Source organism: Saccharothrix algeriensis (assembly GCF_016907655.1).
GTDB lineage: Bacteria > Actinomycetota > Actinomycetes > Mycobacteriales > Pseudonocardiaceae > Actinosynnema > Actinosynnema algeriense.
In genome coordinates this window covers 3146087-3159715 of record NZ_JAFBCL010000001.1, presented here as the reverse complement: position 1 = coordinate 3159715, position 13629 = coordinate 3146087, and the positions used below count along the sequence as shown (strand labels likewise).

At 73.0% G+C, this 13629-nt stretch carries 12 protein-coding genes and 1 tRNA gene; 7 read left to right on the top strand and 6 right to left on the bottom strand.

Features of this window, described 5'->3' with window-relative positions; all coding sequences use genetic code 11:
- Positions 1–3 precede the first annotated feature (3 nt).
- Complete coding sequence (locus JOE68_RS14315) at positions 4–657, top strand: class I SAM-dependent methyltransferase (RefSeq protein WP_307819678.1); 654 nt, start codon at positions 4–6, stop codon at positions 655–657.
- Between the two features lie 36 nt (positions 658–693).
- Here the strand turns inward: JOE68_RS14315 and JOE68_RS14310 are convergent, their stop codons facing one another.
- On the bottom strand, positions 694–1665 hold the full coding sequence (locus JOE68_RS14310) for an NAD(P)H-quinone oxidoreductase (RefSeq protein WP_204842838.1): 972 nt from the start codon (positions 1663–1665) through the stop codon (positions 694–696).
- A gap of 57 nt (positions 1666–1722) precedes the next feature.
- On the opposite strand from JOE68_RS14310, the gene JOE68_RS14305 reads away from it, so the two are divergent.
- A complete protein-coding gene (locus tag JOE68_RS14305; RefSeq protein WP_204842837.1) occupies positions 1723–2370 on the top strand; it encodes a GNAT family N-acetyltransferase in 648 nt (215 codons plus the stop codon).
- Positions 2371–2433: 63 nt separating this feature from the next.
- Positions 2434–3960 carry a M28 family metallopeptidase gene (locus tag JOE68_RS14300; RefSeq protein ID WP_204842836.1) on the top strand — a complete coding sequence of 509 codons (1527 nt, stop codon included), beginning with the start codon at positions 2434–2436 and terminating at the stop codon, positions 3958–3960.
- A gap of 1235 nt (positions 3961–5195) precedes the next feature.
- Here JOE68_RS14300 and ypfJ read toward each other — a convergent pair.
- Together ypfJ and JOE68_RS14290 are read right to left on the bottom strand one after the other, a co-directional pair.
- The gene (gene ypfJ, locus JOE68_RS14295; protein ID WP_204842835.1) at positions 5196–6110 is read right to left on the bottom strand and encodes a KPN_02809 family neutral zinc metallopeptidase; all 915 of its coding nucleotides are present in this window, start codon (positions 6108–6110) and stop codon (positions 5196–5198) included.
- A gap of 616 nt (positions 6111–6726) precedes the next feature.
- A complete protein-coding gene (locus tag JOE68_RS14290) occupies positions 6727–8445 on the bottom strand; it encodes a bifunctional metallophosphatase/5'-nucleotidase (protein WP_204842834.1) in 1719 nt (572 codons plus the stop codon).
- Positions 8446–8579: 134 nt separating this feature from the next.
- Between JOE68_RS14290 and JOE68_RS14285 the strand changes: the two genes are divergently transcribed.
- Together JOE68_RS14285 and JOE68_RS14280 are read left to right on the top strand one after the other, a co-directional pair.
- Positions 8580–9050 (top strand): MarR family winged helix-turn-helix transcriptional regulator, encoded by a 471-nt coding sequence (locus JOE68_RS14285; protein ID WP_307819677.1) that lies wholly within the window; start codon positions 8580–8582, stop codon positions 9048–9050.
- 20 nt (positions 9051–9070) lie between these two features.
- Positions 9071–9155, top strand: a tRNA-Ser gene (locus JOE68_RS14280).
- Between the two features lie 153 nt (positions 9156–9308).
- On the opposite strand, the gene JOE68_RS14275 is transcribed toward JOE68_RS14280, so the two are convergent.
- Both JOE68_RS14275 and JOE68_RS14270 read right to left on the bottom strand, forming a co-directional pair.
- Positions 9309–9530: a type II toxin-antitoxin system HicA family toxin gene (locus JOE68_RS14275; RefSeq protein WP_204842833.1), complete on the bottom strand. Its 222-nt coding sequence runs from the start codon at positions 9528–9530 to the stop codon at positions 9309–9311.
- A 123-nt stretch (positions 9531–9653) separates the two neighbouring features.
- Entirely contained in the window at positions 9654–9875 is a 222-nt protein-coding gene (locus JOE68_RS14270; protein ID WP_204842832.1) for a type II toxin-antitoxin system HicB family antitoxin, read from the bottom strand.
- Between the two features lie 676 nt (positions 9876–10551).
- Between JOE68_RS14270 and JOE68_RS14265 the strand changes: the two genes are divergently transcribed.
- Positions 10552–11301, top strand: a complete 750-nt coding sequence (locus JOE68_RS14265) for a sulfite exporter TauE/SafE family protein (RefSeq protein ID WP_204842831.1) — start codon at positions 10552–10554, stop codon at positions 11299–11301.
- 17 nt (positions 11302–11318) lie between these two features.
- Here JOE68_RS14265 and hisC read toward each other — a convergent pair whose 3' ends face one another.
- Positions 11319–12386, bottom strand: a complete 1068-nt coding sequence (gene hisC / locus JOE68_RS14260) for a histidinol-phosphate transaminase (protein WP_204842830.1) — start codon at positions 12384–12386, stop codon at positions 11319–11321.
- Between the two features lie 118 nt (positions 12387–12504).
- On the opposite strand from hisC, the gene JOE68_RS14255 reads away from it, so the two are divergent.
- Positions 12505–13188, top strand: coding sequence for a dienelactone hydrolase family protein (locus JOE68_RS14255; protein WP_204842829.1), 684 nt, complete (start codon positions 12505–12507; stop codon positions 13186–13188).
- The last annotated feature ends 441 nt before the right edge of the window (positions 13189–13629 follow it).

The window sequence follows — 13629 nt, the reverse complement described above, 5'->3', positions numbered from 1 at the left end:
GTGGTGGACGACGCTCTGTCCCGGGAACTGGCCGACCTCGCCGCGCTGCACCGCCTGAGCCCCCTGATGACCGAGTACCTGCCCACCACCGCGCACGAGCTGCGCCCGGCGGCCCTGGCGGCCGTGGTGGACGAGGTGCTGCTCGGCTCGCGGACGGTCGTGGTGGAGTGCGGCTGCGGCGCGTCCTCCGTGGTGCTGGCCCGCCTGCTGGCCCGCCGGGGCTTCGGCCACCTGCTGTCGGTCGAGCACGACGAGCGCACGGCCGCGTTCGTCGCCAGCCAGCTCCGCCGCGAGGGCCTGGGCCACGTGGCGCGGGTCGTCCACGCGCCGCTGGCGCCGCACCCGGCCGCGCTGCGCGACGCCCGGTGGTACGACCCGCGGCTGGTGCACGACGAGGTCTCGGCCTACGTCGAGCGGTACGGGCTGGTCGACCTGCTGCTGGTCGACGGCCCGCTGCCGGCCGACGCGCGCTACCCGGCGCTGCCGGTGTTCCGGGGCGTGCTCGCGCCCGGCGCGGCGGTGCTGGTGGACGACGCCGAGCGGCCCGGCGAGCAGGCGGTCCTGGTGCGCTGGGCCGAGGAGTTCGCCCTGAGCTTCCGCACGACCGCCCGCACCTGCCTGGCCACCGCGACCGCCCTGGACCGGTCGTGGAGCTGACGGCCGGTCAGGGGGCGTCGTGGAGCTGACGGCCGGTCAGAAGGCGAGGACCAGCTTGCCGAACACGTCCCGGCCGTCCTCCAGCGCCCGGTGCGCCTCGGCGGCCCGCCGGATCGGCAGCACCTCGTGCACGACCGGCCGCACGCGACCGGAGGCGATCAGCGGCCACAGCCGCTCGCGGACGTCCCGCACGATGCGCGCCTTGCCGTGCGGGCCGTCCACGGGCCGGGAGCGCAGGCCGGTGCCGGTGACGCTGCCGCGCTTGGCCAGCAGCTTGCCGATGTCCAGCTCGCCCTTCGCGCCGCCCTGCATCCCGATGACCACCAGGCGGCCGTCGCGGGCCAGGACGTCGACGTTGCGCCCCAGGTAGGCCGCGCCCATGTTGTCCAGGACGACGTCGGCCTCGCCGACCTCGGCGACGAAGTCCTGCGTCCGGTAGTTGACGGTGACGTCCGCGCCCAGCTCGCGGCAGCGCCGGAGGCGTTCGTCGGAACCCGCCGTGGTGGCCACCCGCGCGCCCAGCGCCTTGGCGACCTGGATGGCGTGCGTGCCGATGCCGCCCGCGCCGCCGTGCACGAGGAAGGTCTCGCCCTCGGCGAGCCCGGCGACCATCACGACGTTGGACCAGACCGTGCACGCCACCTCCGGCAGCGAGGCGGCCGTGACCAGGTCCACGCCCCCGGGCAGGGGGAGGAGCTGGGCCGCCGGGACGGCGACCCGCTCGCCGTACCCGCCGCCCGCCAGCAGCGCGCACACCTCGTCGCCGACCTGCCAGCCGGTGACGCCCTCGCCGAGCGCCGCGACCGTGCCCGAGCACTCCAGGCCCGGCACGTCCGAGGCGCCCGGCGGCGGCGGGTAGTGGCCCCGGCGCTGGAGCAGGTCCGCGCGGTTGACGGCGGTGGCGGCGACCTCCAGCAGCACCTCGCCCGGACCGGGTTCGGGATCGCGGACCTCCGCCCAGGTCAGGACGTCGGGGCCGCCGGGTTCACTAATCGTGATCGCGTGCATGGGACCCGACGTTAATCCGGTCGCGCCGGTGGCGCGCTGCCGACACCATCGACCGGCATGGACCCGTGGCCCCTCCGGCACCTCGCACTGCGCACACCCCGGCTGGAACTGCGCCCCGACGACGACGCCGGGCTGCTCGAACTGGCCGACGAGGCGCTGCGGGGCGTCCACCCGCCGGACCGGATGCCGTTCGGCGTGGAGTGGACCGACGCCCCGCGCGAGCGCCTGGGCCTCGACGTGGTGCAGCACCACTGGTCGGCGCGCGCGAGCCTGTCGCCGCGGCGGTGGGCGGTCAACTTCCTGGTGCGGCTGGACGGGCGGGTGATCGGCGTGCAGTCGCTGCTCGGGGAGTCGTTCGCGGTGCGGCGGGAGGTCACCACCGGCTCGTGGCTCGGGCTGCGCCACCAGGGCACGGGCCTGGGCACGCAGATGCGGGCGGCCGTACTGCTGTTCGCGTTCGACCACCTGGGCGCCCGCGCGGCGCGGACGAGCGCGTTCACCGACAACCCGGCGTCGCTGGCGGTCAGCCGGAAGCTCGGCTACCGGCCGGACGGGACGTTCACGCAGGTCCGGCGCGGACGGGTGGCCGCCCAGACGCGGCTGGTGGTGGCGCGGGAGGATTTCACCCGGCCGTCCTGGCAGCTCGCGGTGACCGGTGTCACAGCCTGTCTGGAGCTGCTCACGGGGCGAGAACCCGCCGAGTGACGGATTGCCCCGGACCACGTCGAGAGGTGAGGGTTCGGCATCCGAGTGAAGGGGAACTCGATCATGTCAGGTAGAACCGGGATCCGACGCGCGGCGGTCCTCGCCGCGTCCGCGTCCCTCGCCCTCGTCGCGACTCCGGTCGCCGACGCCGCGCCCGCCGGGCTCGACGGGCCCGCGCTGGCCAAGAAGATCACCAAGAACGTCACGCTGGAAGGGGTCAACCGCCACCTGATCGCGTTCCAGCGCATCGCCGACCGCAACGACGGCAACCGCGCCGCCGGCACCACCGGGTACGACGCGAGCGTCGACTACGTCGCGGGCAGGCTGCGCGGCGCGGGCTTCGACGTCAGCACCCCGGAGTTCACCTACCAGGTGCAGGTCACGGACGCGGCGACCGCCAAGGTGGGCGCCACGACCTACCGCAACGACCCGCTGACGTTCTCGCCGCAGACGCCGGTCGGGGGCGTCACGGGGACGCTGCGCGCGGTCGCGGACGACGCCACCCCGGGCTGCGAGGCCGCCGACTTCGCGGGCCAGGACTTCACCGGCGCCATCGCGCTGGTCCGGCGCGGCTCGTGCACGTTCGACGTCAAGCACCGCAACGCCGCCGCGGCCGGCGCCGTGGCCGTGATCGTGGCGAACAACATCGCCGGCCCGCTGTCGGGCGTGACGCTGGGCGCGCCCGGCGTCGTGCCCACCGGCGGCGTCTCGCAGGCGGACGGCGACGCGCTGTTCGGGAAGGTCGGCCAGGCGGTCACCGTGGACCTGCGCTACCACCAGGAAGACCGGGTGTCGCGCAACGTCATCGCCCAGACCAGGACCGGCCGCAAGGACAACGTCGTGTTCGCCGGGGCGCACCTGGACAGCGTCGAGGTCGGCGCGGGCATCAACGACAACGGGACCGGCTCGGCCGGCCTGCTGGAGACCGCGCTGCAGCTCGGCAGCTCGCCGAAGGTGAACAACGCCGTCCGGTTCGGGTGGTGGGGCGCCGAGGAGCTGGGCCTGCTGGGTTCCACGGCGTACGTGCGGTCGCTGTCGTTCGAGCAGCAGCTCGACATCGCGCTGTACCTGAACTTCGACATGATCGGGTCGCCGAACGCCGGGTACTTCGTCTACGACGGCGACGACTCCGACGGCGTGGGCGCGGGCGCGGGCCCGTACGGCTCGGCGCAGATCGAGAAGTCGTTCGTCGACTACCTGACGCTGGAGAAGCGGATCCAGGTCGAGGGGACCGACTTCACCGGGCGCTCGGACTACGGCGAGTTCATCAACCAGGGCATCCCGGCCGGCGGCCTGTTCACCGGCGCGGAGGTCCTCAAGACCCCGGCGCAGGTGGCCAAGTGGGGCGGCCGGGCGGGCGTGGCCTACGACCCGAACTACCACGGCGCGGGCGACAACCTGGGCAACGTCGACCGCAAGGCCCTGGACCGCAACTCGGACGCGCTGGCCTGGGTCACCGCGTCGTACGCGGTCAGCACCGAGGACGTGAACGGCGTTCCGGCGCGTTCCTCGCGGGCGGCCGTGCGGGCGGCGGCGGCCCGGACCCTGCACGTCGAGGACCACGGCCACTCGCACGACCTCGTGGCCTAGTGGCGGTGTGAGGCGGGGGCCGGTCCGCGGTGGACCGGCCCCCTGCTCCCGGGCAGGGCACCCGTCCCGGCGCTCGGCCCGCCCCGGGTCCGTTCCCGGCGCTCGGCTCGCCCCGGGTCCGTTCCCGGCGCTCGGCTCGCCCCGGGGCCGGGTCCGCACCCGGTCCGGCGGACCAGCGTGGCCGCGCGGGCCCGGCTTCACCACCACCGGACCTCACGACCGCCAGGTTTCGCCACCACCAGGTTTCGCCGCCGTCCGGGGTCGCCATCGCTGGAATTCGCGACTGCCAGGGCTCGCCACCGCCTGACCAGGACCGCAGCTGAGTGGAATCTCAGCTCTCACGCCCGAATCCGTCGGTGGCCGGTGGGACAATGGAGACGGGGGCCGGAGGCCACGCCCGCCTCAAGCGAAGCTTTCTCGGGTTCCCGGCACGCGCCTTTCCGACGCACCTTCCCGGCGACTCGGCTCACGTCGGAACCAGCCCGCCGCGAACCACTCCGTCGTGAACCACCCCGTCGAACCACCCCGCCGAACCACCCGGCCGAACCACCCCGTCGCGAACCACCCTCGCGACCACTCGGGACCGACCACTCGCTCGGAAACCGATCACCACGCGGAGCGGATCGCGCAGAACAGGCGCAGACCCCGCAGGACCCGACCACCCGACGCCCCCGCACTCGCCCGTCGAGTTCGCCGAGACGCCCGCCAAGGCGCTGGACACCGGGCGGGACGCCCACCAGGGCGCTGGAACGCCCGCTAGAGCGCTGTGGAATACCCGCTAGGGCGCTGGGGCGGCCTCAGGGCGTGGCCTCCGGCCCCCGGCACCATTGTCCCACCCGTCACCGACAACTCCCGGCGTTGAAGCTGAGAGCCGCGGAACTGAGAGCGTCGGCGGGGACGTCGAGCGCTGCTGGGCGGCAGTCGGAGGCGGGTGCCGATCACGTGCCGGGCGGCAGTCGGCGGCCGAGCGTCGGCCGGGAGACGAGAGCCGGCGCAGGCGACCGAGCGCCGACCCGGGACAAGTCGCGGCCAACCCGGCCAACCGCGATCAGCCCGAGTAGCCGCGAGCAACTCGGCCAACCGAGGTCAACTCGGCCAACCGAGGTCAACTCGGCCAACCGAGGTCAATCCGGCCAACCGCGATCAACCCGGCCGATCACGAACGACCCGACCAACTGCGATCAGCCGGGGCAGCCGCCGACCCGGCCAACCGCGATCAGCCGGGGCAGCCGCCATCAGCCCAGGTCGTCGGTGTCGAACGTGTTGCAGCGGGCCGGGTCGCCGGTGTCGAAGCCGAGGTTGTACCACTTCTGGCGCTGCGCCGAGGTGCCGTGGGTGAACTGGGTCGTGTCGACCCGCCCGCCGCCCAGCTCCCGCTGGATGAAGTCGTCGCCGATGCGCGCCGCCGCGTCCAGCGCCGCCGCCACGTCCTCCTGCGTCACCCCGGTGATCAGCGGCTTGCCGGACGCCGTCGGGGTGGTGGTCGCGTGGTTCGCCCAGGCGCCCGCGTAGCAGTCGGCCTGCAGCTCCAGGCGCACCGAGTCCGACTTCGGCCCGCTGCGCGTCCGCACGCGCTCGGAGGTGCCCAGCAGGTTCTGGATGTGGTGGCCGTACTCGTGCGACAGCACGTACGCCTCGACGAACGGCCCGCCGGTCGCGCCGAACTTCTGCCGCAGCTCCTGGAAGAAGTTCAGGTCGATGTACACCTGCGCGTCGGCCGGGCAGTAGAAGGGGCCCACGGCCGACGTGGCGTTGCCGCAGCGGGTCTGGACGCCGCCGGAGAAGAAGTTCGTCTGGGCCGGCTGGTAGGTGCGGCCCGTGCGGGCGAACTGGTCGGTCCAGTAGTTCTGGATGGAGTTGATGAAGGCCACGGCCCGGCAGTCCGCCGAGCGGTTGGCGTCGGCGCCGGTCCGGCACTTCTCCCCGATGGCCTCCGAGCCGACCTGCTGGTTCTGGCCGACGTCCTGGAAGCCCGAGCCGGTGGGCAGCTGCGCGCCGCCGCCGAGCTGGGACAGGACGAAGTAGATGATCAGGCCGACGATGCCCAGGCCACCGCCGCCCAGCGCCACCCGCCCGCCGACGCCACCGCCCCCGCCCCGGAGGTCGGAGACCTGTGACGTGTCGAGTTCGGCGTCCTCGTTGAACTGCACCGCGCGTCCTCCAACCCGGGCCCCACAAAGGCGGCACAACGATAGCCGGGACCGGGTACCCGCGAAGGGCCGCGCTGATGCGCGTGCCGGCGGCGCCCGCGCAGCGAGCCGCGGCGCCCGCGCAGCGAGCCCAGGTGCGGTACCCGACGTCGGGGTGCCGCACCTGGGTTCTTCCCTTGTGGAAGTGACTGGTCCGGCTCGTCGCGAGGTTGGCGTGGACCTCGGCCGGTGTCGCCGGGTGAGACGGCACCTTCAGAATTGCCGGGTCGAACAGCGTCAAGCACGTCGATCACGCCGGAGGCGCCGCGCGCTCGAAACCTCGTGCGAACCGCTCACGGTCGCGACCGGGACGATCTGCACCATCCCGCCCGCAAGGGCGCGGCCGAACGCGGACCGTCACAGCGAGGACTTCTCTGCACCGCACCACCTACCCCTTCCGGGCGTGCCGTCGGAGGCTTCTGCTCGGTCGCCTCGGCGGCAGGTCCTGCACCCAGGATGCGCCTGATCGGCGTGCCGCACAACCATTCGGCCCAGCCCTGAACCGGTGAAACGGCCCAGTGCGGACCGTGACGCGCCGCGGGCGGGCGACCCGCGCGTCCGCCCGCGACGCGGGCCGTCACGGCTTGGCCGTGATCCGGCCGAGGGCCGGCGGCGCGGTGCCCGGGTGGGCGGCCAGGTAGGCGGTGAAGCCGTCCAGGTCGATGCCGCCGCCGGTGATGTCGGTGCCGCCGGTGAAGGCGGAGAAGCCGTCACCGCCGCCCTGCAGGAACGAGTTGATGGTGACGCGGTAGCCCTTGGCCGGGTCCAGCGGCGCGCCGTTCAGCACGACGTCGGACACCTTGGACCCGATCGGCGCGGACGCCGACCACGAGTAGGTCAGGCCGGCGCTGGGCTGCAGGACGATCTGCCGCTGCGCGCCGTTCACGACCTGCCACTGCTGCTCCAGCGCCGCCTTGAGCTGCGCGCCGGTCAGCGTGACCGTCTGGAGGATGTTGCCGAACGGCTGCACGGTGAACGCCTCGCCGTAGGTCACCACGCCGTCGCCCTCGCCGGCCGGCGACGACGCGTAGGTCAGGTCGGCCCGCACGCCGCCGGGGTTCATCAGCGCCAGGACCGCGCCGTTGCCCGCGGTGGCGGCCAGCTGCGAGTCGGCGATCAGGTTGCCCAGCGGGGACTCGCCCGCGGCGTTCTGCGCGCGCACCACGTCGGCCGCGACGGAGCCCACCGGGCGGTTCGCGATCGGGCCCGCCTTGGACTTCGCCAGGTCGATCACCGACTGCACGGCCGGGTCCGGCGCGACGTCCCTGGTCACGACGTGGTTGCGCGCCACGGTCGCCGAGCGCACCACGTCCCGGGTCCGCCGGTCGATCTTCAGGTCCACCACGGACAGCTCCCGGCCGAACGCCAGGCCCTCGATGAACGGGCGCGGGTTGCCCGCCGGGTCGGTGACCGTGCAGTTGTAGTGCTGGTGGCTGTGGCCGGAGAACACGGCGTCGATCTTCGGCGACACCCGCTCGGCGATGGCCCGGCCCGGGCCGCCCGGGGTGGTGCGGCAGTCGTCGGGGCCGCCGCCGGAGGTGTTGTCGCCTTGGTGGACCAGCAGCACGATGGTCTTCACGCCGAGCCGGTCGAGCAGGCCGGCGTACCGGTCGGCGGCCGCGACCTCGTCGCCGAACCGCAGCTCCTTGATGCCGTTCGGGTCGACCAGGATCGGGACGTCCTCGAGCGGCATCCCGATGAAGCCGATCGGGACGCCGTCGCGGAACTCCACCCAGAACGGCGGCAGCGCGGGCAGGCCGTGGTCGGCCAGCGTCACGTTGGCGCCCAGGAACGGGAACCGCGCGCCGGCGAAGGAGTCGCGGAACTGGCAGCCGTCGGCCGGGTGGCAGCCGCCGCGCTGCACCCGCAGCAGCTCCCGGTAGCCCTCGTCGAACTCGTGGTTGCCGGCGGCGGACGCGTCCATGCCGACGCGGTTGAGGATCTCGACCGTCGGCTCGTCGTGGAACAGCGCGGACACGATCGGCGACGCCCCGATCAGGTCGCCCTGGCCGACGATGACGGAGTTGCGCGCCTGGGCCTGCAGGGCGCGGATGTGGGTGGCGTTGTACGCCGCGCCGCCGGCCTCGACCTGGGTGCCGTCGGCCAGCGTGACCCGCCCGGACGAGCCCGTGGGCGGTTCGATGTTGCCGTGCAGGTCGTTGATGCCGATCAGCCTGACGTCGACCGTGTGCTGCGGCTGCTTGTCGGCCTGCGCCGGGACCGGCGCGAGGACGACCGACAGCCCGGCCACGGCGCCGAGCGCGAGCCCGGCGGTGGCCCGCCTGAACGAGGTCATCTGGGTGTCCCTCCCTGACGGCGCCCCGGTAGGGGGGCGCACCACGGCGAGGCAGTGTGCCCGTCGGGGCTGACGGGCACCAGACATGCGCGTGGATCGTCCGTGAACGGAGATGTGCGGCATAGCCTTGGGGCGTGACTGAGCAGGAGCCCCGGTGGCTGGACGCCGGTGAGATGCGGGCGTGGCGGAACTACGTGACCGGCGCGTCCGTGCTGGAGGACCGCCTGCACCGGGAACTACAGGACCGGCACGGCTTGTCGCTGGCCGACTACGAGGTGCTCGTGCGGCTGTCCGAGCAGCGCGGGCGGCGGATGCGGATGTCGCAGCTGGCGGAGGAGGTGGCGTCGTCGAAGAGCCGCGTCTCCCACCAGGTCGCGCGGATGGAGCGCGAGGGCCTGCTGCGCCGGCGCGAGTGCCCCGAGGACGGCCGGGGCGTGTTCGCGGAGCTGACGGAGGCGGGGGTGAAGGCCCTGGAGGACTCCGCGCCGACCCACGTGGAGGGCGTGCGGGCGCACATGATCGACCTGTTGACGCGCGAGGAGCAGGAGGTGGTGGCGAAGGTCTTCGACCGGGTCATCACGCACCTGCGGGGCCTGAACGGGTAACCTGCTGGACCGCGACACCGGGAAGCGTGGCAGAGCGGCCGAATGCACCCGCCTTGAAAGCGGGAGACGGGCAACCGTCCGGGGGTTCAAATCCCTCCGCTTCCGCTGGTTGACCCGCACGAGCAGAGGCGGCCCCCGGTCGGCGAGCCGCTTGTGGATCATGCGGTCGGGCGTCCCGCGTTCCGGTGACGGTTGGGGGACCCCTGGCGGAACCCGCCGGGGGCGGCCCCGAACGCTGGTTCGCGCCACCCCCGGCGACTACAGCAAGGCCAGGAACTCCGCAGCCGTCAGGCCGGCCTGGCGCACGACGGATGCGAGCGTGCCCCGCTTGACGGTGCCGTGCATCGGGAGGACAACCGTTCGTCCATCGGGGTGTCGCCACACAGCGTGGCTGCCCTTGGTCCGCACGTGCTCGAACCCCAGGGATTTCAAGAGGCGTTCGACCTTGCGCACAGGCAGGTCGGCCAAGGCCGGGCTCATGCGGTGCTGCCAGGCGGGTGGAAACAGCTCATCAGGGATGAACCTACCGTGTGCTACTGCTCACCGAGGACATCCGTCACCCGATAAGAGCCACATGCCTGACGCCGTGGGTGGCCAAGCTGGTCAAGCCGCACTACCGGGAATCTGGAAGAAGGTGACCAGCGGAGTAGAGGTGATGTCAGGTACCGGCGTGTGCTCGAGGTACAGCTCCACCGCTTCGCGCAGGTTGGTCAATGCCTCTTCGATGGTCAGTCCTTGGCTGGCCACATCGACCTCCAGGCACTGCGCCACGTACCAGTCCTCTTCCTGGTGAACAGCCGCGGTGAAGGTGCGTGGCTCGCTCATGCCGCCGTCTCCTACCGTGTATCGCTCCGATGCAGACACCCAGGGACGGCGGTACCGGACCGCCGGTCCCACCCACCACCTGGGACCCCCGCACGCGCGGGGACGATGTCGGTGACCCAGGCCACCGATGCCGTGGTGGACCACCCCCGCCTGCGCGGGGAAAACACTGGTCAAAAACATACACGCGCTCTGTTGCCTTGATTTGCCCCTCGGAACACTCTATCGGTACAGCCCTCCGCAAGACCCCACCGAAGCCGCCCACATGAGTACGAAGTGACGACGCGTCGGCCTGAGCGGCTTCACGGTTCGCGGAACCTCCCCCATTCGCGCGGGAACGACACCTGATGGCGGGCTGCCGTGGGTGTTGTGTCAACACCTGAAAGGTGGGGGACAGGCAACTACCCGGGGGCAAATCCATCCGCTTCCGCTGGTCGACCTGCGAGGGCGCGTGTGTTCACCGGGTCGGCGGACCACTCGCTGTCGACGCGGGATTCGCCGGCCGTGCTCGCGTTCCGCTCGGTCTGCCGCCGACGACTCGCGTGGAGGGGGTGGTGGGGCAGGTCAGGGCCTTGGCGGACGCCTGCCGCGCCCCGGTCCGTGTCGGCGAGCCCACACCGCCCCCCGTCGCGCACAGTGTTAGCGTCGCTAACCAACTGCGCAGTGGGGAGAGGTGGCCGTGACGGCGCTGGAAGTGGCCCTCGTCGTCCTCGCCGGGGTGTTCGCCGGAGGCATCAACACCGTCGTCGGCTCGGGGACCCTGGTGACGTTCCCGGTGCTGCTGGCCGTCGGGTTCCCGCCGGTCACCGCGAACGTGTCCAACAGCCTCGGCCTGGTGCCCGGCTCGCTCAGCGGGGCGTGGGGCTACCGCCGCGAACTCGCCGGCCAGGGTCCCCGGATCAGGCGGCTGCTGCCCGCTTCGGTCCTCGGCGGCGTCGTGGGCGCGATCCTGCTGATCACGCTGCCCGAGGACGCGTTCGCCGCGATCGTCCCCGTGCTCATCGCGATCGCCCTGGTCCTGGTGATCGCCCAGCCCTGGCTCAACCGCAAGCTCGCCGAGCGCGAGCGGCACGAGCACGGCGGGGTCGCGCTGTGGGTCGGGGTGTTCCTGGCCGGCATCTACGGCGGGTACTTCGGCGCCGCCCAGGGCGTGCTGGTCATGGGGCTGATGGGCGTCCTGATGAGCGAGCACATCCAGCGCGTGAACGCCCTGAAGAACGTCCTGACCGCGTTCGTGAACCTGATCGCGGGCGTGCTGTTCATCTTCATCGCCGACGTCGCCTGGGACGCCGTGCTGGCGCTCGCCGTCGGCTCCGTCATCGGCGGCCAGCTCGGCGCGAAGGTCGGCCGCCGGCTCCCACCCACCGCGCTGCGCGTGGTGATCGTGCTGGTGGGAGCCGTGGCCATCGTCCAGATCCTCACCCGGTAGCGCTCACCCGACGACGCTCACGGCGTGAAGGAGCGCGCCGCGGCCAGGAAGGCGTCGTTCTCCTCCGGCTCGCCGACGGTCACCCGCGCGCCGTCGCCGGGGAACGCCCGCACGACCACCTTGTGCTCCAGGCAGTGCTCGTTGAACGCGGCCGTGCGCTCGCCCAGCGGCAGCCACACGAAGTTCGCCTGCGACTCCGGCACCTCGTACCCGGCCGCGAGCAGCTCGCCGCGCACCCTGGCCCGCTCGGCGACCACGGCCCGGCACCTGGCCATCAACTCGTCCTCGGCGTCCAGCGAGGCCAGCGCCGCGACCTGCGCCAGCGCGTTCACGCTGAACGGCACGTAGACCTTGCGCAGCGTGTCCGCCAGCTCGGGCGAGCCGACCGCGTAGCCGACCCGCAGCCCGGCCAGGCCGTACGCCTTGGAGAACGTCCGCAGCACCGCCACGTTGTCCCGCCCGGCCGCCCACTGGGCCTTGGCCAGCTCCACGCCGTCGGGCACGTCCGGGTCGTCGACGAACTCCTTGTAAGCCTCGTCGATGACGACCAGGGTCTCGGCGGGCACCTGCTCGATGAACCGCTCGACCTCCGCCCGCCGCAACGCCGTGCCGGTCGGGTTGTTCGGGTTGCACACGAACACCAGGCGCGTCTTCGGCGTGATGGCGGCGGCCATCGCGTCCAGGTCCAGGCCGTGGCCCGCGGTCAGCGGCACCCGGTTCTGGCCCGCGCCGACGACGGCGGTGACGAGCGGGTACGCCTCGAACGAGCGCCACGCGAACACCACCTCGTCGGCCTCGGTGCAGGTGGCCTGCACGAGCTGCTGGCACAGCGTCACGGAGCCGCAGCCGACGGCCACCTGCCCGGTGGGGACCTCCAGCTTCTCGCCCAGGCGCGCCACGAGGTCGGTGGCGGCGGTGTCGGGGTAGCGGTTCACGGCGGTGGCCGCGTCCGCGATCGCCCGCACCACGCTGGGCAGCGGTCCGGCGGACACCTCGTTGCTCGCCAGCTTGATCGCGCCGGGGACGGTCTTGCCGGGCACGTAGCTGGGCAGCGCGGAGAGGTCGGCGCGGGTTCGCACGGTCATCCAGGGACTCCTTCCGGTTCTGACCTGGACGTTAGCCGCTCAAGACCCGGATGGGGCATACCCGTCGTCTGGTTGCTCACGTTGACTGGTGTTCACCCCGGCGTGGAAGGGTTGGCCCATGACACCTACCCGCACCGAGACGCTCTCGCTCACCGACGGCCGCACGCTGCGGCTGACCGTCGCGGAGCCGGAGAACTCCGTCCGCGGCGGACTCGTCGTGCTGCACGAGGCGCGCGGCGTGACCGACGCGGTCCGCGGTCTGGTGAGCGGGCTCGCCGCCGAGGGGTGGCTGACCGTCGCGCCGCACCTGTACCACGGGGCCGAGGACGAGCCGGCCGACGCGGCGGAGCGGGCCAGCGGGCTCGCCGGCGAGTCGGTGCTGGCCGACACCGACGTGGCGTTCGTCTGGCTGGGGGAGCGCGGCGTGAGCGCCGACCGGCTCGGCGTCATCGGCTTCGACCTGGGCGGATCGGTCGCGATGGTGGTTGCGGGAAGCCGAAGCATCGGCGCCGCGGTCACCGTCGGTGGCGGCGGGATCCTCGAACCGCTGTCCGACGGCCTCCCGTCGCTGGTGGAGGTGGCCGAGGAGCTGGCCTGCCCGTGGCTGGGGCTCTACGGCGACGACGACGCGGAGATCCCGTCGAGCCACGTGGCGAAGCTCCGCGACGCCGCCGCGGCGGCCCCGGTCGCGACCGACGTGGTGCGGTTCGAGCGCACCGACCACCGGTTCGACGCGCGGCCGGACGCCGGCGCGGAGGCTTGGCAGCGGACGCTGAACTGGTTCGACTCGCACCTGCGCTAGAGCGTCTTTCCAGCGGCTTGGAACCGGACCCGCCACCGGGTACATCTAAGGGACGTCCGGAACGCCGATGCGGACGCTGCTGGGTAACGCGCGGCGCGGCTGCGGCGAAGACCGCAGTGCAGGGGGTAATTGATGAGCGACGGCCACACCGTTCCACTGACGAAGCCGGTACCGGTGCCCGCACCGCACCCGGTTCCTCCCACGGCCGCGGACGCGTCGACCACGCAGGTGATCACGCCCGACGTGCTGGCCGGGCTGGCGCCGTCGGGGCCGGTGGTCCCGGTCGCGCCGCCTCCTCCGACCGCTCCGGTGGGGCCGGCCGCCGGCGACGTGGCCCCCGGTCCGGTCACCGCCGCCGAGCCGCCCCTCACCGGCCTGCCCGTCACCGGGCCGCCCGTCTCCGGCGCGCCGGTCGCGGGTCCGCCGGCTGCGGGTCCGCCG